14 protein-coding genes are annotated in these 21,036 nt (G+C 70.9%); 2 read left to right on the top strand and 12 right to left on the bottom strand.

What is annotated here, in order from left to right; genetic code table 11:
* Positions 1–42: 42 nt before the first annotated feature.
* Positions 43–1,296 carry a YhgE/Pip domain-containing protein gene (locus tag AC2DGY_RS14140; RefSeq protein ID WP_484510394.1) on the top strand — a complete coding sequence of 418 codons (1,254 nt, stop codon included), beginning with the start codon at positions 43–45 and terminating at the stop codon, positions 1,294–1,296.
* A gap of 70 nt (positions 1,297–1,366) precedes the next feature.
* Positions 1,367–1,654 (top strand): hypothetical protein, encoded by a 288-nt coding sequence (locus tag AC2DGY_RS14135; protein ID WP_484510393.1) that lies wholly within the window; start codon positions 1,367–1,369, stop codon positions 1,652–1,654.
* A 98-nt stretch (positions 1,655–1,752) separates the two neighbouring features.
* On the opposite strand, the gene AC2DGY_RS14130 is transcribed toward AC2DGY_RS14135, so the two are convergent.
* From AC2DGY_RS14130 to AC2DGY_RS14075, 12 genes are all read right to left on the bottom strand, one after another.
* Positions 1,753–2,295 (bottom strand): hypothetical protein, encoded by a 543-nt coding sequence (locus tag AC2DGY_RS14130; protein WP_484510392.1) that lies wholly within the window; start codon positions 2,293–2,295, stop codon positions 1,753–1,755.
* A gap of 258 nt (positions 2,296–2,553) precedes the next feature.
* Positions 2,554–3,747 carry an elongation factor Tu gene (gene tuf / locus AC2DGY_RS14125; protein ID WP_484510391.1) on the bottom strand — a complete coding sequence of 398 codons (1,194 nt, stop codon included), beginning with the start codon at positions 3,745–3,747 and terminating at the stop codon, positions 2,554–2,556.
* A 158-nt stretch (positions 3,748–3,905) separates the two neighbouring features.
* Positions 3,906–6,020, bottom strand: coding sequence for an elongation factor G (gene fusA / locus AC2DGY_RS14120; protein WP_484510390.1), 2,115 nt, complete (start codon positions 6,018–6,020; stop codon positions 3,906–3,908).
* Positions 6,021–6,093: 73 nt separating this feature from the next.
* Positions 6,094–6,564 carry a 30S ribosomal protein S7 gene (gene rpsG / locus AC2DGY_RS14115; RefSeq protein ID WP_484510389.1) on the bottom strand — a complete coding sequence of 157 codons (471 nt, stop codon included), beginning with the start codon at positions 6,562–6,564 and terminating at the stop codon, positions 6,094–6,096.
* 5 nt (positions 6,565–6,569) lie between these two features.
* On the bottom strand, positions 6,570–6,938 hold the full coding sequence (rpsL, locus tag AC2DGY_RS14110; protein WP_484510388.1) for a 30S ribosomal protein S12: 369 nt from the start codon (positions 6,936–6,938) through the stop codon (positions 6,570–6,572).
* A 241-nt stretch (positions 6,939–7,179) separates the two neighbouring features.
* Positions 7,180–7,722 carry a hypothetical protein gene (locus tag AC2DGY_RS14105; protein ID WP_484510387.1) on the bottom strand — a complete coding sequence of 181 codons (543 nt, stop codon included), beginning with the start codon at positions 7,720–7,722 and terminating at the stop codon, positions 7,180–7,182.
* A gap of 13 nt (positions 7,723–7,735) precedes the next feature.
* On the bottom strand, positions 7,736–9,091 hold the full coding sequence (locus AC2DGY_RS14100) for a DUF5684 domain-containing protein (RefSeq protein WP_484510386.1): 1,356 nt from the start codon (positions 9,089–9,091) through the stop codon (positions 7,736–7,738).
* Complete coding sequence (locus AC2DGY_RS14095) at positions 9,088–11,556, bottom strand: transglutaminase TgpA family protein (protein ID WP_484510385.1); 2,469 nt, start codon at positions 11,554–11,556, stop codon at positions 9,088–9,090. Before AC2DGY_RS14095 ends, AC2DGY_RS14100 begins: the two co-directional genes overlap by 4 nt.
* Complete coding sequence (locus AC2DGY_RS14090) at positions 11,553–12,923, bottom strand: DUF58 domain-containing protein (RefSeq protein WP_484510384.1); 1,371 nt, start codon at positions 12,921–12,923, stop codon at positions 11,553–11,555. Before AC2DGY_RS14090 ends, AC2DGY_RS14095 begins: the two co-directional genes overlap by 4 nt.
* Positions 12,920–13,885, bottom strand: a complete 966-nt coding sequence (locus AC2DGY_RS14085) for an AAA family ATPase (protein WP_484510383.1) — start codon at positions 13,883–13,885, stop codon at positions 12,920–12,922. The genes AC2DGY_RS14090 and AC2DGY_RS14085 overlap by 4 nt, the downstream gene beginning before the upstream one ends.
* A gap of 31 nt (positions 13,886–13,916) precedes the next feature.
* The gene (locus AC2DGY_RS14080; RefSeq protein ID WP_484510382.1) at positions 13,917–19,862 is read right to left on the bottom strand and encodes an Ig-like domain-containing protein; all 5,946 of its coding nucleotides are present in this window, start codon (positions 19,860–19,862) and stop codon (positions 13,917–13,919) included.
* Entirely contained in the window at positions 19,862–20,995 is a 1,134-nt protein-coding gene (locus tag AC2DGY_RS14075) for a serine/threonine-protein kinase (protein WP_484510381.1), read from the bottom strand. The genes AC2DGY_RS14080 and AC2DGY_RS14075 overlap by 1 nt, the downstream gene beginning before the upstream one ends.
* Positions 20,996–21,036 lie beyond the last annotated feature (41 nt).

The raw sequence follows: 21,036 nt of genomic DNA, 5'->3' as shown, positions 1-21,036 counted from the left end.
TTGTAGCTAGATAGCTTACTATCTACGAAAGGAGCGGCCAACATGTCCGCTGCACGAGTCCTCACCCACTACCGCACGTGGCTCATCCCGCTGATGCTCATCATCGGGATCGCCGCACTGTTCCCCACCATCTATCTCTCGGGAACGACCGACCCGCAGTCGAACCTCGAGGGTCTTCCCGTCGGTCTCGTGCTCGAGGAGCAGTCCGGAGTCGCGCCGCCTCTCGCGGGCACCGTCGCCGACGCCCTTGAGGACGGCGTCGGCGACAAAATCGCCTTCACCCGGATGACCGAGGAGGACATGACCCGCGCGATGGAGGAGGACCGCATCGCGGGAGCCGTCGTCATCCCGGCGGGCTTCGATGAGGGGATCGTTAGCCTCCTCCCGACCGGCGCGCCCGTTTCCGTCCCGGTGGTGACTATCCTCACGAACGCCGGTGACGGCGGCCTCAGTAACGGCCTCCTGACGGGCAACCTCGTACCGGTGCTGCACGGCGTCGCCACCGATGTCGGTGCGCGGCTCACCGCCGGAGCCGGCGAGACCCCACTGCCCGCGGCCAACGCGGCACTGCTGGAGCAGCCGTTCCACGTCACCACGACGGCATTCGCAGAGTTGCCGGCGAATGCGGGCCTCGGAACGAGCGCCTTCTACTACGCACTGATCCTCGTTCTCATCGCCTTCATCGGCGCATCCCTCGTGGGACCGCTCGTGGACTCGGCGCTCGGATTCGCCCCGAGCGAGGTCGGACCCAGGGTGGAGCGACGACCCTATGTGCCCGCCTCCCGGCTTCAGACCTACCTCGGAAAGCTCGCGATCCTCCTGGTCGCCTCACCCGTGGCGGCGATCGCGACGCAGCTGATGGCCACTCAGGTGATCGGCGTTCCCACCGCGGATCCGTTGATCCTCTGGCTGTTCTCCAGCGCGGTCATCGCGGCCGTGGGAGCCGGCGCCCTGTCGGTCTTCGCGATCTTCGGTCCCGGCCTCGGTGCGCTCGTGAACACCGTCTTCTTCATCGCACTGGCCATGACCTCGTCCGGGGGAACCGTGCCCCTGGAGGCCACTCCCCCGTTCTTCCAGTGGGTCTCGGGCTTCGCCCCGTTCCGCCCCATCGTCGACGGGGTGCGCGCCCTGTTCTACTTCGACGGCAACCCGGCGGCGGGACTGTCCGACGCCTGGCTGAGCGTCGGCATCGGCGGCGCCATCGGCATCGCCCTCGGGGTGCTCGCCACCATCGCGTACGGACGGGTGCCGGCATTCAGCCGCCACCCCCGCCCCTCGTCCCTCGTGTCGTCATGACCGAGGGCGTTCCATCCACACCACACCAACGCGCCGCGGGCATCCGCGGCCAGAACAACGGAGCAACATCATGAGTAACGACCAATACACCCTGGAACACCGCGCCCGCGCGATCGTCATAGCGAAGAACGTCTACAAGGCGGTCGCCGGCCTCTGGGTCGTCCTCGCCGCCGGAATGCTGCTGATCTGGGGGCTGACCACGCCGGGCGGGTACTTCTGGCCGGTATGGCCCATCCTCGGCACGGCTGTCGTCGTCATCGTGGCGGGCTTGGTGATCTACGGCGGAGCACCGTTCCGGGTGCGCCAGGACCAGGTGGCCCGGGAAGTGGCCCGCCTGCGCGAGCAGAACCCGCGCTAGCGGCCGGGCCGCTCTCCGGCCCAGACGCGTGAACATGACGAAGGCCCCCCGTCCGTGGACGAGGGGCCTTCGTGCAGTGCTGAGTGTCAGTGCTGAGTTCAGCTCTCCTGAGCCTGGCGACGACGGATCATCGCAACGCTCGTGACGGCGATACCGGCGGCCAGCAGCGCGCCGCCACCGATCCAGACGCTCGTCATGGAGGCCGCGTCGATACCGGTCGCGGGGAGGCCGCCGGCGGCGGCCAAGCTGATCATGACCGAGCCGGCGTTCGTCGACGCGCTGTCGGCGGTGAGCGTGTAAGTGCCCGTGGCGTTGGCCGGAAGGGTGACCACCACAGAGGCGGTGCCGTCGGCCGCGGCAATCTTGACCTCGGTCGTCGACGTCACTGCGGCGCGCACGAGCGCCAGGTGCTGATCGGCGACGCTCTCACCCGTCAGGGTGAAGGTGACGTCCTCGCCAGGCGCGAAGCCGCCGAACGTGTACGTGCCGCTGGCGCCGGGAGCCAGGACGGCCGGACCCGAGGCGGGGGTCGGAGAGTTGTACGACCCGTCCTGGGTGTCCGCCATGGCGACGGCAGGAACAGCGGTGATGGCGGCGGCGGCGATGACTACCGCCGCAAACTTGGTCCGAAAGTTCTTCATACAGTACTCCGATGCTTGTGACGTGCGGTGAGCTGCGAAGGAGGACGGGGATCCGTCCGATGTCGCGCGGCGTGGGGGATACGGCACCTTCCCACCACTTCTCGCGTCAGGCTATCGGGGTTCTCAGGAAAAGCACAAGTTTGGATGATCCAGGGTCAGGAACTCTTCATCGGCGCGTAACAATCCGGCCAGTTGCGACCCGGAAACGACGAAGGGGCCGGACCCGAAGGTCCGACCCCTACCGCCTTGTGCGACGTGTTACTTGAGGATCTTCGTCACCGTGCCGGCGCCGACCGTGCGGCCACCCTCACGGATCGCGAAGCCGAGGCCCTCTTCCATGGCGATCGGCTGGATGAGCTCGACCGACATCTCGGTGGTGTCACCGGGCATGACCATCTCGGTGCCCTCGGGCAGCGAGATGACGCCCGTGACGTCCGTGGTGCGGAAGTAGAACTGCGGGCGGTAGTTCGTGAAGAACGGGTTGTGACGCCCACCCTCGTCCTTGGACAGGATGTACGCGGTGCCCTCGAAGTTGGTGTGAGGGGTGACCGAACCGGGCTTCACGACGACCTGGCCGCGCTCGACGTCATCACGCTTGGTGCCGCGGAGCAGCAGACCGCAGTTCTCGCCGGCCCATGCCTCGTCGAGCTGCTTGTGGAACATCTCGATACCGGTGACCGTGGTCTTCTGCGTCGGGCGGATGCCGACGATCTCGACCTCGGAGTTGATGGCCAGCGTGCCACGCTCGGCGCGACCCGTGACGACGGTGCCACGACCGGTGATCGTGAAGACGTCCTCGATGGGCATCAGGAACGGCTTGTCCTTGTCGCGCACCGGGTCGGGGATCGACTCGTCGACGGCTTCCATGAGCTCGACGATGGAGTTGACCCACTTCTCGTCGCCCTCGAGAGCCTTGAGGCCCGAGACGCGGACGACGGGGGCGTTGTCGCCGTCGAAGTCCTGGCTGGAGAGCAGTTCGCGGACCTCGAGCTCGACGAGCTCCAGGATCTCCTCGTCATCGACCATGTCGGCCTTGTTCAGGGCGACGAGCAGGTACGGCACGCCGACCTGCTTGGCCAGCAGAACGTGCTCGCGGGTCTGAGCCATCGGGCCGTCGGTCGCCGCGACCACGAGGATCGCGCCGTCCATCTGAGCGGCACCGGTGATCATGTTCTTGATGTAGTCAGCGTGGCCCGGGGCGTCGACGTGGGCGTAGTGACGCTTCGGGGTCTCGTACTCGACGTGCGAGATGTTGATGGTGATGCCGCGCTGGCGCTCTTCGGGCGCCGAGTCGATCGACGCGAAGTCGCGCTGAACGTTGGTCGACGACGGGTACTTGTCGGCGAGCACCTTCGAGATTGCGGCGGTGAGCGTGGTCTTGCCGTGGTCGACGTGACCGATCGTTCCGATGTTCACGTGCGGCTTGGTGCGCTCGAACTTGGCCTTAGCCACTGGGTCCTCCTCAGGACGTTCTTGTAGGACTTCCGGGCACTGGATTGCGACCGGTCAGCTACGGGGATGGTTCTCAGATTACTAGAGAGTGGGTATTGAGTTTGCTGGATGGCGGGGGCTCGTCGCCAGGCTCGGAGCCCCCGGCATCCGGGCGAGTGTTACTCGCCCTTGGTCTTCTGGATGATCTCGTCGGCGACGGCGCGAGGAACCTCGGCGTAGCTGTCGAACTCCATCGAGTAGACGGCGCGGCCCGAGGTCTTCGAGCGGAGGTCGCCGATGTAGCCGAACATCTCCGACAGCGGGACGTTGGCCCGGACGACCTTGACGCCGGCGGCGTCCTCCATCGACTGGATCTGGCCACGACGGGAGTTCAGGTCGCCGATGACGTCGCCCATGTACTCCTCGGGCGTGCGCACCTCGACGGCCATGATCGGCTCGAGGATGACCGGGTTGGCCTTGCGAACGGCCTCCTTGAAGCCCATGGAACCGGCGATCTTGAACGCCATCTCCGAGGAGTCGACGTCGTGCGCGGCACCATCGGTCAGCGTCGCCTTGACGCCGACCATGGGGTAGCCCGCGAGCACGCCCACGGCCATCGCATCCTGGAAGCCCTGGTTGGTCGGCTCGATGTACTCGCGCGGGATCCGGCCACCACTGACCTTGTTCTCGAACTCGTACGTCTTGTCGGCCGTGACCTCGAGAGGTGCCAGCGCGAACTGGATCTTCGCGAACTGACCCGACCCACCGGTCTGCTTCTTGTGCGTGTAGTCGTGACGCTCGACGGCCTTCTTGATCGTCTCGCGGTACGCCACCTGGGGCTTGCCGACATTGGCCTCGACCTTGAACTCCCGCTTCATGCGGTCCACAAGGATGTCGAGGTGCAGCTCGCCCATGCCGCGGATGACCGTCTGACCGGTGTCGGAGTTCTGCTCGACGCGGAACGTCGGGTCCTCCTCCGCGAGCTTCTGGATCGCGAGACCCAGCTTCTCCTGGTCGGCCTTCGTCTTCGGCTCGATGGCGACCTCGATGACCGGCTCGGGGAACGTCATCGACTCGAGCACGACCTGGTGCTGCGCATCGGAGAGCGTGTCACCGGTCGTGGTGTCCTTGAGCCCGATGACGGCATAGATGTGCCCCGCGGTGACGGCGTCGACCGGGTTCTCCTTGTTCGCGTACATCTGGAAGATCTTCCCGATGCGCTCTTTCTTGCTCTTGGTCGAGTTGACCACCTGGCTCCCCGAGTCGAGGTGACCCGAGTAGACGCGGATGTAGGTCAGGCGACCGAAGAACGGGTGCGTCACGATCTTGAACGCGAGCGCCGTGAACGGCTCATCGCGGTCGGCGTGACGCTCGATGATGTTCTCTTCGTTCTTCGGGTCGTGCGCCTCGATCGCGGGCACGTCGAGGGGAGACGGGAGGTAGTCGATGACGGCGTCGAGCATCGGCTGCACGCCGCGGTTCTTGAACGCCGATCCGCAGAGCACGGGGTAGAGCTCCGAGTTGACGGTCATCTTCCGGATGGCGGCCTTGATCTCGGCGACGGTGAGGCCCTCGCCACCGAAGTGCTTCTCGAGCAGGGCCTCGTCGGACTCGGCCACCGTCTCGAGCAGCATCTCGCGATACTTCGCGACGATCTCGGCCATGTCTGCCGGGATCTCCTGCACGTCGTACTTGGCGCCCATGGTCACATCACCCTTGGCGTCACCGGCCCACACGAGGGCGCGCATCTCGACGAGGTCGACCACGCCGACGAAGTCGTTCTCGGCGCCGATGGGGAGCTGGATGACGAGCGGCTTCGCCTTGAGCTTGTTGACGATCGTGTCGACGGTGAAGTAGAAGTCGGCACCGAGCTTGTCCATCTTGTTGACGAAGCAGATGCGCGGTACGTCGTACTTGTCGGCCTGGCGCCACACCGTCTCGGACTGGGGCTCAACGCCCTCCTTGCCGTCGAACACCGCGACGGCGCCGTCGAGGACGCGGAGCGAACGCTCGACCTCGACCGTGAAGTCGACGTGGCCGGGGGTGTCGATGATGTTGATCTGGTTCTTGTCCCAGAAGCAGGTTACGGCGGCCGAGGTGATCGTGATGCCGCGCTCCTGCTCCTGCTCCATCCAGTCGGTCGTGGACGCGCCATCGTGCGTCTCGCCGATCTTGTGGTTGGTTCCGGTGTAGTACAGGATGCGCTCGGTCGTCGTCGTCTTGCCGGCATCGATGTGCGCCATGATGCCGATGTTGCGGACCTTGGTGAGGTCGGTGAGCACTTCTTGTGCCACGGGGTTTTCCTTTACGTCTTGTGGGGTGCATCCGGCCGGGGACAGTGTCCCCGGCCGGATGCAGAAAAGCTGTTTACCAGCGGTAGTGCGCGAACGCGCGGTTCGACTCGGCCATCTTGTGAGTGTCTTCGCGGCGCTTCACCGCGGCACCCAGGCCGTTCGAGGCATCCAGGATCTCGTTCTGGAGGCGCTCGGTCATGGTCTTCTCACGGCGGCCCTTCGCGTAGCTGACGAGCCAGCGCAGCGCGAGCGTGTTGGCGCGGTGAGGCTTGACCTCGACCGGCACCTGGTAGGTCGAACCACCGACGCGGCGGCTCTTGACCTCGAGGGTGGGGCGCACGTTGTCGAGCGCCTTCTTGAGGGTGGCGACGGCGTCCTGGCTGTTCTTGGCCTCGACGCCGCGGAGCGCGGTGTACACGATCGATTCGGCGATGGACTTCTTGCCATCGACGAGGATCTTGTTCACGAGCTGCGTGACGATCGGAGCGCCGTAGACGGGATCGTTGACAACGGGACGCTTGGGAGCGGGACCCTTACGAGGCATCTAACTCAACCCTTCTTGGCGCCGTAGCGGCTGCGAGCCTGCTTACGGTTCTTGACGGCCTGGGTGTCGAGCGCACCGCGGACGATCTTGTAGCGGACACCGGGGAGGTCTTTCACACGACCGCCGCGGACGAGCACGAGCGAGTGCTCCTGCAGGTTGTGGCCCTCACCGGGGATGTACGCGGTGACCTCGGCGCCGTTGCGCAGCTTGACACGGGCGACCTTGCGCATCGCCGAGTTCGGCTTCTTGGGCGTGGTCGTGTACACGCGGGTGCAGACGCCGGCCTGCTGCGGGTTCGACTTCAGCGCGGGAGCCTTGGTCTTCGAGACCTTCGGCGCACGCCCCTTGCGAACCAACTGCTGAATGGTTGGCACGTTCTCTCCTTGATAATGCTGCACGGTGACAGCCGTGTGGTTTCACCACAGACCCGCCGGCGCGCCCGGAAATCCGGCGCGTTCTGGTGGTGGGTATGCCGTGGGGGTGGCCTGTTCGCAGGCCGTTTCCCTGAGATGCAGCGCCGGCTCGCCTGCAGCGGCCGAGGCACGACGCAGAGCGCGCACGTGCGCACACCTACTTAATGATACGCGCCTGGCCGGGGGGTGGCAAACCTGCGGTTCAGCCCACAGCGAGCACGAGGACGAGCACCGCCACGGCGAGGGCGATGAACGCGCCTGCCCCCGCCACGAGCATCCAGACGAGGCGGCGTCCGCGGCGACCGCGCGAAACCCCCGCCGCATCGCCGGCCGGATGCTGCGGCGCCCGTCGCGCGGCAGGTCGTCGCTCCACGATCTCCGGCTCGGGAGGGCGCGGGCGATAGATCTCGCGCGACCCCGCGTCGGGCACCTGCGCCCCGCGTCGCCCCTCGGCGGGGGCCTGCGGAACGGGGCGGGCACCGGGGGGCAGGGCGCGACCGGCGGCCGGGGGCAGGGCGCGGCCGCCCGTGGCACGGGGGCCGGTGGCCTCCTCGGGCGCACCGTCGGCTTCGTCCGATCGGGGCGGAAGCGGCTCTCCGCCGCGGCGGCGCGGGCCGGCCGGTTGGCGCGCGGCGAGGGTGGTGGCATCGTCCAGGTCGGCGTCCGGGTCCGGTTCGGCGGCGGGCCAGCCCCGAAGACGCCCCGCCCAGATCGTGACGTCGTCCTCGTCCTCGCGCTCACTCACGGGCCGATCCGCCTCACGTGTCGCTGCGGCGCAGACGCACCTCGGCGTCGCCGAGGAAGAACCGCTCGCCGGCTTCGAGCTCCTGCCCGGGCTGCGCCTCGACCTCCGTGCCCATGAGGGTGGCGAACAGCACGCCGTTGGTGGATCCGAGGTCGGTGACGAACCAGGTCTCGCCGCGCAGTTCCAGCCGCGCGTGGGTCTTGGAGACGGTGCGCGTCTCGTCGGGGATCGACACCAGTTGCGCGTCGGGATACGCCGGGTCAGGCGCCGGGCGGCGACCGAGGATGACCACGTCCGAGGCGATCTCGATGGGCGTGCCGATCGGCGGCACGAGCGTCCACGGCGTGCGACGCCGCTTGGCGATGATCGTCTGATCGATGGGCTCGTCGTCGTCGACGTCGGGGCCGACCTCGTCATCGGGGATCTCCGGCTGCGCGTACAACGCCGACACGGAGGAGCGCGCAGAACGCGGCGCACCGGCATCGGGGGCACCGACGACAGCCGAGATCGCTTCGGAGGGCTCGGGGAAGCTGTCATCCGGCGCGTGCCGATCCGCCGACCACGGCTCGCGCGCTTCGGCGACCGGCGGCGGAGCGGGGACGCTCTCCACCGGAGCGGGAGCGGGTGCCGGCGGCGGAGCCGACCGCGTTCCCGGCACCGAGGAGATGGGGACGACCGGCTCGCCGGGCGCGGGCGGCGCGGGAGGAACCGGCGGGGGCGTGAACGAACCGGAGCGGCGCGGCGCGGGCTCCAGGCGGTCTCCGGGATCCACGGCGCTGTCTTCGACCTCGCGGTCCAGCGTCGGCACGACGCGCGCAACGGGCTCGGACGGGAAGGCGGGGGCCCAGGACGCCGGCTCGGCGGCCGGTGCGGCCGAGGGGGCGCGCGCCGGTCCGAGGGGCGGGACGGGCGGGGGCTGCGCCGAGGGCGTCCACCCGCCCACGAGGGGCGGCGCCGGCGGCGCGGGGGGTGCCGCCGCACGAGCGGGACCCCCGGCGGGCGCCCCGATCCAGCGGGCCGAGCCGAACCCCAGGACGCTCGCCCAGATGAGGAACAGCAGCGCGGCGAGCACCGTCATCCCGCCGCCGTACCCGAAGGAGCGGTTGATCCGATGCGCCGAGATCACGATCAGCACCCAGACGGCGAGCTGACCGAGAACCGGGATGAGCACCAGCAGGATGAGCCACGGGGAGAATGCGCCCAGCTGCAGCACGACGGCCTGGTTGAGGAACGGCACCCAGCCCTTCCACCCCTGTTCGCCGGCCTTGCGGAACAGCGCCGCCAATGCGAGCGCCATCCAGACGTATAGGACGATGGCGAGGACGACCGAGGTCACTCCCAGCGCGATCGTGATGCTTTCCGTGTTCATGACGTTGTGCGCCCGCGACCGACGGCCCGGCGCTTCCCCCTCTCAACGATGCGCGACTTCCCCGTCGACGCCTGCGGCGCCACGAGGCGCACGAACGATCTCCACGATACGGCCGCGAGGATGCTCCGCCGGAGCCCCCCGCCGCGGGTCAGGGCGCGTCGCTCCGCCTCCACGATGCGCCAGAACTCCTCCGCGTCGTCCTCGGTGGTGTTCTGGCCCGAGAAAACGGCGCGGTCGGCGACGGACGCCAGGTGCGCGCCGGCGGCCGTGCCGAATGCGGCGGCGACCTCCGGCCTGGTGCCCGTGGGAGGTGCCGGGCGTCGCGCATCCACCCCGGCGTCGACGTACTCGTCCCATCCGCCGGCGATGCTGCGTGCCGGCTCGGCGGCGCGGCGGCGACCACGACGCCGGACGGCCTTCGCGGCGACGACGAGGAGGAAAGGGCCGAGCAGCACGAGGAGGACGAGGACGACGAGGCCCGTGATGCGCAGGATCGGCCACAGCCACGACAGATCCCACCCCGCGGCGTCGTCGCCGTCGTCGTCGCGCGCGGTATCGTCCTGCACCGGCTCGGGCGGAACGACCTCCTCGACGCTGTCGGGGCGCACCTCGGTGACGTTCTCCGGATCGCGCTGCTCGGTCACTTCCAGGCTCGGCGCCTGCGTCCACTGGGGGGTGACGTCGATGGGGATCCACGCACCGTCGTCGGAGAGCACCTCGGTCCACGCGGAGAGGTCGCGAGCCCGGCACTGTCCGCCCTCGCACGTGACGACGCCCGGGTCGGCGGCGGTCAGCCGTGCACCGACGACGACGCGGGCGGGAAACCCCAGTTCCCCGGCGATGAGCGCGGTCGCCACAGCGAACTGCTCGTCGTCGCCGACGGCGGCGACGTAGTTGCCGGACTGTTCGGCGCGGGGATCGCTCTCGCGCTCCAGGAGACGGGAGAACATCGTGTCGATGCGCGCGAGGGAGTGCCCCGCGGCGCTGGGCTGGAACCGGTACCCGGTGAGCGACGTCATCCACGACGGCGGCGCCTCCTCCGACACCGACAGCGCGTGGCTGAGGAATCCGCGGTCGCGGAGCAGCCCGACCAGCCCGGCCAGCGCCGCCCCGTCCGACCCGGTGGCGTGCTGTTCGACCCACCTCCGGAGGTTGTCGGGCGCCTCAGGGCCGGTGGGGTCACCGCCGGGCGCATCGACGGCGGCCAGCTCCCGCGGCGACGGGTCCACGGCACGCAGCCGGTACGAGTCACCCGGGCGGAGGCCCCCGTCGGCCGTCACGACGCCGGCCTGACCGGCGGCACTGTAGAAGAACCGGTCGGCCAGCGCGGCCGCACGCTCGCCGGAGAAATCGACGGCGACGAGCCGGCCCGCGGTGGGCACCCAGATGCCCTGGAGATCCTCCACGGTCACGTCGACGTCGACCGGGCGCCCCTCCCCTGCGTCCCGCGTCGAGGGCACGCGGACGAACGTCGGGGTATCCGCCTCCCCGCCGGCGCGGAAGGTCTCCCCGTCGTAGGCGTCCAGCGTCGCCACCCGCACCCGCTCGGGCATCGGCCCGTCACCGGAGACACGGAACAGCACCTCGTCGGAGCGGTCGGCGGCGAAGAGCGACCGGTATTCGGCGAGCGGACTCACGGCAGCGGCGATGTCGCGCTCGGGGCCGGCGACCGAGCGGAGGACATCACGGTCGGCGCCGCGGGCCATCCACGGCACGACGGCCACCGCGCCCACGAGCGCGACGACGACCATCCCTGCACCCAGGGCCGTGCGGCGGCGATCGGTGCGGGAGGGTCGCCGCGACACGCGCACGCCGCTCGCCGACGCCGCGCGGTGAAGCGCCCGCACCCGCTCGTCGTGCGTGCGCCACGCGAGCCACAGGAGCGCCGAGACGAGGCCGGCGGCGCCGAGTGCCGTCTCCACCGGTGCGTGCAGCGCGAACGTCCCCACCGGCAGCGGATCGCTGACGGCCGTGCGCCCGAAGAAGAGCCCGAAGGCCAGCATCCCGAAGCCCACCGGCACCGCCGCGACGGCCCAGTGATCCGCCCGCCACGACAGCATCAGGGCGAGGCAGGTGCCGACGAGGAAGACCACGAGGGCGGGGACGAGCAGGTTGCGGTAGGCGCCGACGGGGAGGTCGACGGTGACGAGGTCCTTCCACGCGAGGACGACGCCCACGGCCGCGTCGCCGAGTCCCCGCACGATCTCGAGCGGTCCACCCAGTCGCGAGGGCACGGCCAGCGGCACGGACAGCACCACGAAGGCGGCGGCGAGGAGTCCCGCCGCGACCCAGCCTCCCCACCGACGCCAGGACACGGCGGCGGCGATGGCCGCGCCGACGACCGACGCCACCACCGCGAGGACGACGAACGCCCCCGAGGCGTAGATCGGCCAGGCGGCGATCGCGGCGAGAACGACCGTGACGCCCACCGAGAGCGACCCGCCCACCACCCGCCGCGCGTTCACGACGTGGCCCCGCGGAGGAGGAGTCCGGAGAGGTCCTCGGTGGTTCCCACGGTGAGCACGGAGATGCCCGACAGCGCCTGCATCCGCGGGTGGGCGCGCTCGTCGCACACCACGGCGACGACGGTGGTGTCGACCGGGAACGCCAACGCGGCCGAGCGCAGGCGGCCGAGCGCCACGAGCGAGCCGACGACCACGAACGCGATCGACAGGCGTTCGTTCGCCTCGGAGGTCAGGCGACAGACGTCCTCGACGCTCATCGTGTTCTCGAGGCGTTCGACGGCGCTGAAGCCGTCGAGCATCGCCCGCGGGGAGACGGTGGGGACGTGGGAGATGGCACGCAGGCGCCCGCGGACGACGCGGGGGATCTCCGAGCCGGTGACGATGTCGAGGTCGCGCGCGTCACGGACGGCGCGCAGCCCCAGGGACGCGGCGGCGCTGACGGCCAGCTCGAACTCGTCGGCGTCGGCGTACTCCTGCTGCGCGGTGGCGAGGACCACGGCCATCCGGGAGCGGCGGGACTCCTCGAACTGCCGCACCATCAGCTGGCCGGTCTTCGCGGTGGATTTCCAGTGGATCTGACGTCGCGCATCACCCGGCGCGTATTCGCGGATGGCGTGGAACGACATGTCGGCGTTCACGAGCCGCCGGGTGGGGTTGCCCTCGAGGTCGCGGATCAGCCCGGCGCTCGTGGAGGGGAGGAGCACCGTGCGCGGATGCACGAACAGCTCATGCACGTCCTGGAAGGCGTGCTCGCGGCGCAGCAGCCCGATCGGGTCGCTGCGGACGGTGGTGACCGGTCCCACGCGCACGACGCCGCGCGGAAGCGCCGGGATCTCCAGCGGCTGGGCGACGGTGTGCCCCGGGCGGAGGAGCGGTACACCGAATTCGACCAGTCCGCGGCCGACGGGGATGTCCAGGCGCCCGGGGAGCGCGATCCGCCGCCCGTCGTTGCGGACGACGACCTCTCCCTCCACGCCCTCCCCCGCGACGATGCGTTCGTGCGCGAGGGTGAGATCGACGTCGTACGCGCGGGCACCGAAGAGGAACGGCACGCTCATGGCGAGCAGCAGCAGCGACACCGCGCCCGCCACCATCCACTCGACCCACCCGAACAGCATCCCGAGTGCGAGCCCCGCCGTGGCAGCCACCGCCACGAGCGCGCCGGCCGGCCGCACCGTGCGCGCGCACCATCGCACCGCCGCCGCGGCCCACGCCACGATCGCCCGCCATGCCGCGCTCGCCCACACCGCGGCGCGCACGAGCGCACGCCCGCGTCGTGCGGTCGTCGTCGCCGACGTGACCGACGAGCGTGTGGTCGCGCCGGTGACGGCGGACGTGCGGGTGAAGCGCGACTCGGTCGAACTCATACGGCCTCGCGTTGCAGGGGCGGGGCCACATCCAGCAGCACCTGGCCGATGACCGCCTCCTGGGTGACGCCGTCGAACTCCGCCTCGGGGTGGAGGATCAGGCGGTGCGAGAGCACGGCGACGGCGAGCGCCTTAACGTCCTCGGGCGTGACATAGGTCCGCCCCTGCGAGACGGCGCGGGTGCGTGAGGCACGGGTGAGGGCGAGGGCGCCGCGGATGCTGACGCCCAGGCGCACCTCGTCGGCCGAGCGCGTGGCATCCACGAGCCGCGCGATGTAATCCAGCACGAGGGCGTCGACGTACGTGTCGGCGGCGAGGTCGGCCATCCCGACGAGGGCCTGGGGCGTGATCACGGGAGACAGCTCGTCGGTGGCGAGCGCCGCGCCGTCGAGGATGCGGACGGTGGCGGCGTGGTCGGGGTACCCCAGTGACGTGCGCATCAGGAAGCGGTCGAGCTGCGCCTCAGGGAGCCGGTAGGTGCCGGCCTGCTCGATGGGGTTCTGCGTGGCGAGGACGAGGAAGGGCACGCCGACGGGCCGGGTGACGCCGTCCACCGTGACGCGCGCCTCCTCCATGACCTCCAGCAGCGCGGACTGGGTCTTCGGGCTCGCGCGGTTGATCTCGTCGGCCAGCACGATGTTCGCGAAGATCGGGCCGGAGTGGAACTCGAACTGCCCGGTCTTCTGGTCGTAGACGGTGATGCCGGTGATGTCGCCGGGGAGGAGGTCGGGCGTGAACTGGATGCGGGTGTTCGTTCCCTGCACCGACTGCCCGATCGCGCGAGCCAGCGACGTCTTCCCCGTGCCGGGGACGTCTTCCAGGAGCACATGACCGTCGCTGAGCATCGCGGTGAGCACCAGCTCGACGACGTGGCGCTTGCCGAGGACGGCCCGCTCGACGTTGTCGGCGATCTGCGCGAAGGTCGTGGCGAACCAGGTCGCCTGCTCCTGGGTGAGGGTCATCGGTGCGGTCCTTCTGTGGGGGTTGCGTGGGTCATGGGGCGGGCGAGGTCGGAGGAAGGTTGGGGGAGCAGGGGCCGCCGAAGGTCGAGGACGCGTCGTTCAGCCCCCACTTGCCGATGCTCACGGTGACCGGGATGCCGCGGACCTCCACGGCATCGAAGGGCACCGTGCCGTCCTCGGGCCGCACCAGGGTGTTCCCGGCAGCGTCGAGGAAGGTCACGCCGCCTGCGGTCACCGCGGCGGAGACCGCACCGTTTCCGCCCGTGACGGTACCGCCGGCGGCGAGCGGGAACCCGCCCTCGCAGCGGGTGACCTGCCAGTCCGCGCGCAGCTGGTAGGGCGCTCGCCCGTCGGCGGGAGCGACGGTGCCCCAATTGCCGCACGTCTCCCACAGCGTGTGGCACCACCGCACCTGGAGGCCCGGGTCGTTGCCGATCTCGCTGAGCGGAAGCGACTTGTTGAAGCGCGGCTCGTTGAAGGCCGGCGCGGACTCGGACGACGTCGGCAGGTCACGGATCGTCCAGAACGCGGAGCGCCCGTCGACCCGCGGCGTGGAATCCACCACGAAGCGGAAGCCCGTCGGCGCGTCGGCGCGCTGGATGGCCCGGACCTCGCCGACGGCCTGTTCCACACCGAACCGCTGGCCGGCGAACCACGTCTCCACGCACATCCGGACGGCGTACTGGCTCCCGGCGTCGACGGTCCACGTGGCGGAGGGAGCCGTACTCGCGGGGCCGCACGCACCGGCCGCTCCCTGCGCGGGGGTGGAGAACGCGTAGCGCAGCTCGGCGCCGTCTCCATTGCGGTTGGCAGACCCGCGCGCGGTGATGCGCGCCTGCCGGTCGCCGATGGACTCGCTGGAGAGCGTGAGGCTGAGCTCGGTCGGCGCGCCGATGCCGTTGCCCTGGACCAGCGCCGCACCGCCGGTGAGACTTCCCCCGAGCCCCGGCGGGAGCGCGAACCGCGATACCGGCGTGACGGAGATCGTGGCGGAGGTGTTCGAACCGACGACGTAGTCGGGCACCTCCACGCGATTGCGCCCCGGAACGACCGTCACGGTCCGTCTCTCCCCCGCGGGGCTGGTGATCTCCAGCGATCCGGTGGTGGCGGAGTCCACATCCCCGATGACGAGGGCGACGCGCTTGCCTTCGCCGCCGGTGACGACGGGGGTGGCGGACAGGTTCCGCGGGGTCGCCGGTGTCGCGTACGCCCACGCCGTCGTGCGCACGCTCGCGCGCGATTCACCGACGGCGTTCACGGCCCACGCCTCGTACACGCGCTGCTCGCCGTTGGGAGCGGTGATCACCGGGCACGCGCCGTCGGCGGAGCAGCGCGTCACCTCGGCGCCGGCGCTGCGGACCACGAAGCCCGACAACCCCGGGTAGGCCAGGCGCGCCTCGCCCGCATCAACGCGAAGGGTCACGGTGCCGTCGCCGTAGGCGGTCTGGCGGATGCTGGCGGGAGCCTTCGGGTACCCCTGGAGATCGAGCAGGATGCGTCCGTCGCGCTCGGAGGCGGTGGTGCGCCCCTGCGCGTCGCGCACGGAGAAGGATGCCGTGCAGGTCGCCCCCGGGGCATCCGGTGTCCACGAGGCCGTCACCGCGGAGGCGGAGGCGACACGGAAGCTCACGCCCGCGCACGCTCCGGTGGGCCGGACGTCCACGACTTCGAGGGGCGTGCGCGGCAGCGGGTTGACCTCCCCGCCCGCGCCGATGACCGTCAGGGTGCAGGAGACGCCCGCAGCCTGCGAGCACTGCTGCGTCACGGATCCACCCTGCGGGAGGGTCGACGGCGCCGCGCCGACCCTGAGCACGAGGCGGGCCGGGGCGACCGACGGATGACTGGTGACGCCTACGAGAGCCGCCGTTTCGGTGCCGGGTACCGCGCGGTCAGCGCCCACGACCGTCACGATCGATCCGGCCAGCGACACCTCGAAGGCGCCGCCCGCGGGTTCGAGGCTGTACTGGATGGCGTCCCAGTCCTCGCGCGCGAGCTGCCACGTCGTCATGTTGCGCAGATCGAACGTCGCCGTCTCCCCCGGCCCGACCGTGAGGGACCCGGGGCGGAGCTCCGGCTGCGGATCGCGTGCGACCACGGCGAGAGGCACCGAGACGGAGGTCCACTCGTCGGTGCCGGCCAGGCGCACGGGCACCTGGCACGAGTCCGTCCACGGCGCTCCCGCTCCCGCGTCGTAGCGCACGCGCGTGCCCGATTCCCGCGCGCACACCGCGTCGGGGCGCGCTCCCGAGGCGCGCACGTCGTCGCCGACCTCGAGGGTGGCATCGCGCGGCAGCGCGACGAGGTCGTCCATGTCGAACGCCACCGACTCGAGCTCGGGCACTTCCTGGGGCGGGGTGCCGGTGCGCAGGGCAAGGTCCAGGTCGTCGTCGCCGGGGACCCGGAGGAAGGCGTAGGTCGTGATCTCGTCGTCGCCCACCGTGGCGGTGACGGCGAACGGGATGACGCGCGTGGAGGCCGGTAGCGCACCGCTCAGCCGGCGCCCGCCCACCTCCACGCCCTCCGGCTGGCCCCACAGGCTCACCTCGAGGTCGTCGACCTCACCGCGCGACCATGTCGCCTTGCCGGTGAGCACGTCCACCCCCGACTCGAACTCGTCGCGGTTCTCCACCGACAGCACGGTGTCGGCGACGATCGGGTAATCGGGCACGCTCTCCCGGACGACCCGGACGACGATGAGGCCGCGGCCGGTGTTGCCCGAGTCGGACTCGACGTCGTACAGGAACGACATCGTCGCGGGAGCCTCGCCGGCCGCCAGCACCACCCCGGTGTCGCTGGTGGAGAGGATGTGCTCCGCAAGGCGCGCGTGCTCGGCGTTCTCGCTGCCGTCCGCGAGCACCTCGGGCAGGTCGGGCCGGACGTCGGTGAGCCGCAGAGCGCCCTGGGTGGGATCGATGTCGTTGGCGAGGGGGCTGACCCGGATGGTGTTGTCTTCGCCGGCTTGCACTTCGACGTAGTCGGTGAAGGTCACCGGGCTCGGGTTCGCCTCCGTGTCGAGCACGCCGATGCGGACGGTCCCCTCGCCCGTCTCCCCCGCGGCATCCTCGACGCGGTAGCGGAAGGACACCTGGCCGCGGTCTCCCGGGAGCGCCGAGTAGACGATGGACGCGCCGTCGGCCGAGATCGTGGCCGAGCCGCGCGCGGGCTGCTCGAGGATGCGGTCCAGGGTGACCACGTCGCCGTCGGGGTCCATTCCGAAACCGTCGAACTCGATGGCGGTGGTGCCTCCGCTGAGCACCCGCCCCTCGAGGGTGTGCGGGGAGGGGGCGCGGTTCTCGTCCTCGGGGAGGACTCGGATGCGGACCGTGGCGGTGTCGCGGAGCGAGGGCGAGCCCGTCGTATAGACGGAGTAGTCCACGCCGTAGTCGCCGGGCTCGGCCGGAGCCAGATAGCGCAGCACACCGGCGGAGGCGAAGGCGAGGGCGTCGGGCGAGCTCGAGGTCACCGACGACGGGTCCAGGCTCGGGCGACCACCGGCCGGGGAGATGTCGTTGTCGAGCACCGGGATGTCGATCTGCGAGCCCGCGCGGACCGTCACGGCGTCGTCGACGGCGATCGGGGCGATCTCCGGCGCGGGAGGCAGCAGGTAGACCGTGGCCTCCCCGACCACGCGCGCGCCGGCGTCCTCGGTGCCGTCGCTGACGGTGTACGCCACCGTGCCGAGGCGCCCGGGGGCGCCGTCGGCCGTGGTGCCCGAAACGCGGAGGTTGTTCTGCCCCACCGCATCCACCGACAGGGTCGCCCCGTCATCGGCCGTGGCCGCGACGTCGCTGAGCAGCAGCACCCGCCGCGTGGGGTTGGACACTGCGGCGAACACGTCGAGCGTCGCGTCCTGCTGCGGATGCACGAACGCGACGACCGGCGAGGTCGCCAGCTGGGCGGGTGCGTCGGCGGGGAGCACCGTGAGGCGCGCCGTGCCGGTGGCATCCGTTCGCCCATCGGTCACCGTGAAGCCCACGCGGTAGGTGCCGGGCCCGGACGCGGAGAAGTCGAACGTGGTCGTGCCGCCGAGGACCGTCGCGGTGGCCGCGGCGTCGTCGAGCACCCGGACCGAGGTGACGGCGAGCGTGCCCGCGGTTCCGGTGACGTGCGGGGCGACGTCGACGGTGAGCCCGGCGCCGACGGTGTCGACGACGGCGAAGGACTGGACGGCCAGTGCGGGGTCGGGGCTCACCCGGACGAGAAGGGGTTTGGTCGAGACCTGCCCCGCCGTGTCGGCGACCGTGGCGTTCAGCTCGATCAGCTGCTCACCCCCCGACCCGTCGTCGGCGTGCTGGTACACGATGTCTCCGCCGGGGGTGGAGGCCACCGTCCCGATGCCGGAGGCGTTCTCCACCGACAGCAGCAGGAGGGGGTCGCCGTCGGGGTCCACCCATCCGGGGAGGACGGGCACGGTGACCGTCCCGCCGCGCGCGACCTCGGGGGTCGGCCATTCGACGAGGCATCCCTCCACACCGCACCACTGCGGGGCGCCGTCGCCGCCCGACACGGTGAGGGTGACGCTCGCCGGTTCCGAGCGCAACCCGTCGGCGGCGGTTCCGTCGGTCACGGCGTACTGGAAGGTCGCAGACCCGGATGCGCCGGGCTCGAGCCGCACGGCGAGACGCTGGGCGTCGTCGGTCACGGTGACCACGCCGAAGCCGGGGTCCAATCCGGTGACCGAGGCGGGGTCGACGCTGAGCACGTCTTCGTTGGGGTCGTGGTCGTTCAGCAGCACGGGCAGGGTCGCCAGGCGCCCGGCCCGCACGCCGAAGGAGTCGGCCTCGGCGATCGGAGGCTTGGGGTCGAGCACCACGCTCAGCTGTTCTTCGCTGGGGACGGCGGCCGGATCGGTGCGGTCATCCAGCGACCAGTCCTGGCTGGAGGGGACGAGCTCTCCGCCGGGGACGGTCCAGACCCATCCGGTGCGCGTTTCGTTCAGGATGACGGCCTCGTCGGTGGCCACGAACACCGGTCGCCGCTCGTCGGGGATCGTCTCCGCGCCGTAGTCGAGCACCGTCTCGCCCGAGCGCGAACGCCACAGCACTCCGCCCCCGTCGGTGGGTCCGAGCCACGCGGCGAAGACCTCGCCGTCGTGCACGACGGGAGCTGCCGGCGTACCGAGCACGGACGCGCCGCGATCGACCTCCGCGGTGACCGTGCCGTCGCGCGAGACCGCGACCAGCCCGGTCTCGTCCGCGAGGTAGACCGCGTCGCCGTCGGGGTCTGCCTCGCCGACGCGGACGTCGCCCGACACCTCCACGGGCACCGGCTCGTCGCGGCCGCGCAGATGCACCTCGCCGGTGTCGCGGTCGATCAGCGCCCAGATCTCCCCCATGGCCGTGAGGGCGGGGCTCGCCAGGTCGGCGGGCAGCGGGTCGCGGCCGCTCATCTCGCCCCGGCGCAGGTCGTAGCGCAGCACCGACTCGTCGTCCGACGAGTAGGCGAACAGCATCCCGTCGCGGTTCACCGCGAGCGCATCGGCGGTGTACGGCGGGGTGTCCTCGTCCTCGTCTTCCGTGGCGAACGGATCCACCGGCATCGTCTCGCCCGTCGACAGCCGGCCGGCGTGCACGGTACCGGAGTCGGTGCGGTAGGCCACGAAGTCGCCCGAGGTGACGACATCCGTCGTTCCCGCCGGCGTGGACGGGGACGCGCGCACGGTCTCCTCATCCAGATCCTGCGGCAGCGCCTCGTTGATGCGAGTGAGCTTGCTGAAGCTGTCGGAGAAGAGGAACGCGCCCTCGCCCGACTGCGCCACCGAGCTGGGGTTGCTGACGCTGCGCACGGTGTCGAGTTCGCCGATGGAGGTGTTCACCCGCGCATAGCGGCGCCCCTCCCCCGTCTGCAACGCCCACACCGCCGTGTCCACCTCCGGGGTCTCCTGCGCGTCGAGCCCCGGCCAGACGATGCTCACCCCGACGATGAGGGCCACGGCTGCCGCGCCGGCGGCCACGGCCGCGATCGAGCGCTTGCGCATCAGAGGATTCCCGTCGCCAGCAGCGCCGCCACCGTCACGGCGGACGCCGCGAGGAGGGCCGCGCCCCCGAGGACCCACGGAATCAGAGGACGGGCCCGCCGATCCGGACCGGAGATGCCGGTGTCCTCATCGCGCGCGAGCGAGGCGACGCCCGTCGCCGAGCGCACCTTCCGCCGGCCGCTGTGCTCGACGGCGCTGCGCACGGGGCCGCGGAGCGAGGTGTCGGAGAAGTCCACGGGACGCGCGCCCGGACGCCACTCTTCCGCCGCGACCTCCAACGGGGTCACCGCGAGGCCCAGTTCCGCCTGCACGGCGCGCAGCGCCTCGCCGACCTCGATCGCGCTGGCGTGGCGGTGGCGCGCGTCGCGGCTCATGGTGCGGGCGAGGAGGAGCTGGAGCGACCGCGGGACATCGGCCCGGGCGATCTCGGTGTAGCTCGCGCGGGCGATACGCCGCCGCAGCTGCTCGCGGGTGTTCTGGCCGCGCTCCAGGCGCTCGAAGGGGCTGTGCCCGGCCAGGAGCGAATAGACCGTCGCCCCCAGGCTCCACACCTCGCTGGAGATCGTGCCCGCGGTCTGCTCGGCCACCACCTCGGGGGCGCTCCACGGCACGCTCATCGCGAGAACCTCATCGGCACTCTGGCGCGCGAGGGCCGAGGCGATGCCGAAGTCGGCGAGCACGGGGGTGCCGAAGGTCGTGATGAGGATGTTGCTCGGCTTCACGTCGCGGTGCACGAGGCCCGCCCGGTGCGCGGATTCGAGGGCGCTGGCCATCTTGACCCCGATCGAGAGCACTTCGGGGACGGGGATGCGCTCCACCCGGTAGCGCTGCGCGAGTGAGCCGGGGCAGAACTCCATGACGATGTAGGGCCGTCCGTCGGCGGAGATACCCGCCTGGTACACCGTGACGATCGACGGATGCGCCGACAGATGAGCCAGCACATCGGCCTCGGCGTTGAACATGCGCAGCAGGTCGGGGTCGCGCACGTCGCTGGGCAGCACCTTCACCGCGACGCTGCGGCGCGGCATGTCCTGCTCGTACAGGAACACATCGGCGAAGCCCCCCGAGCCGAGCGGCCGGATGTACGCCAGCCCCGGCAGGATCGGGGGCACAGCGGGCAGGCGTGTCGGCAACCCCGCCTCCCCCGGTCGGTATAGCCCATAGCGCCGTCGGC

Source organism: Microbacterium sp. Z6_144, assembly GCF_057197625.1.
Note: the sequence above shows the minus strand (reverse complement) of the source record. Positions and strands in the feature narration are given on the sequence as shown.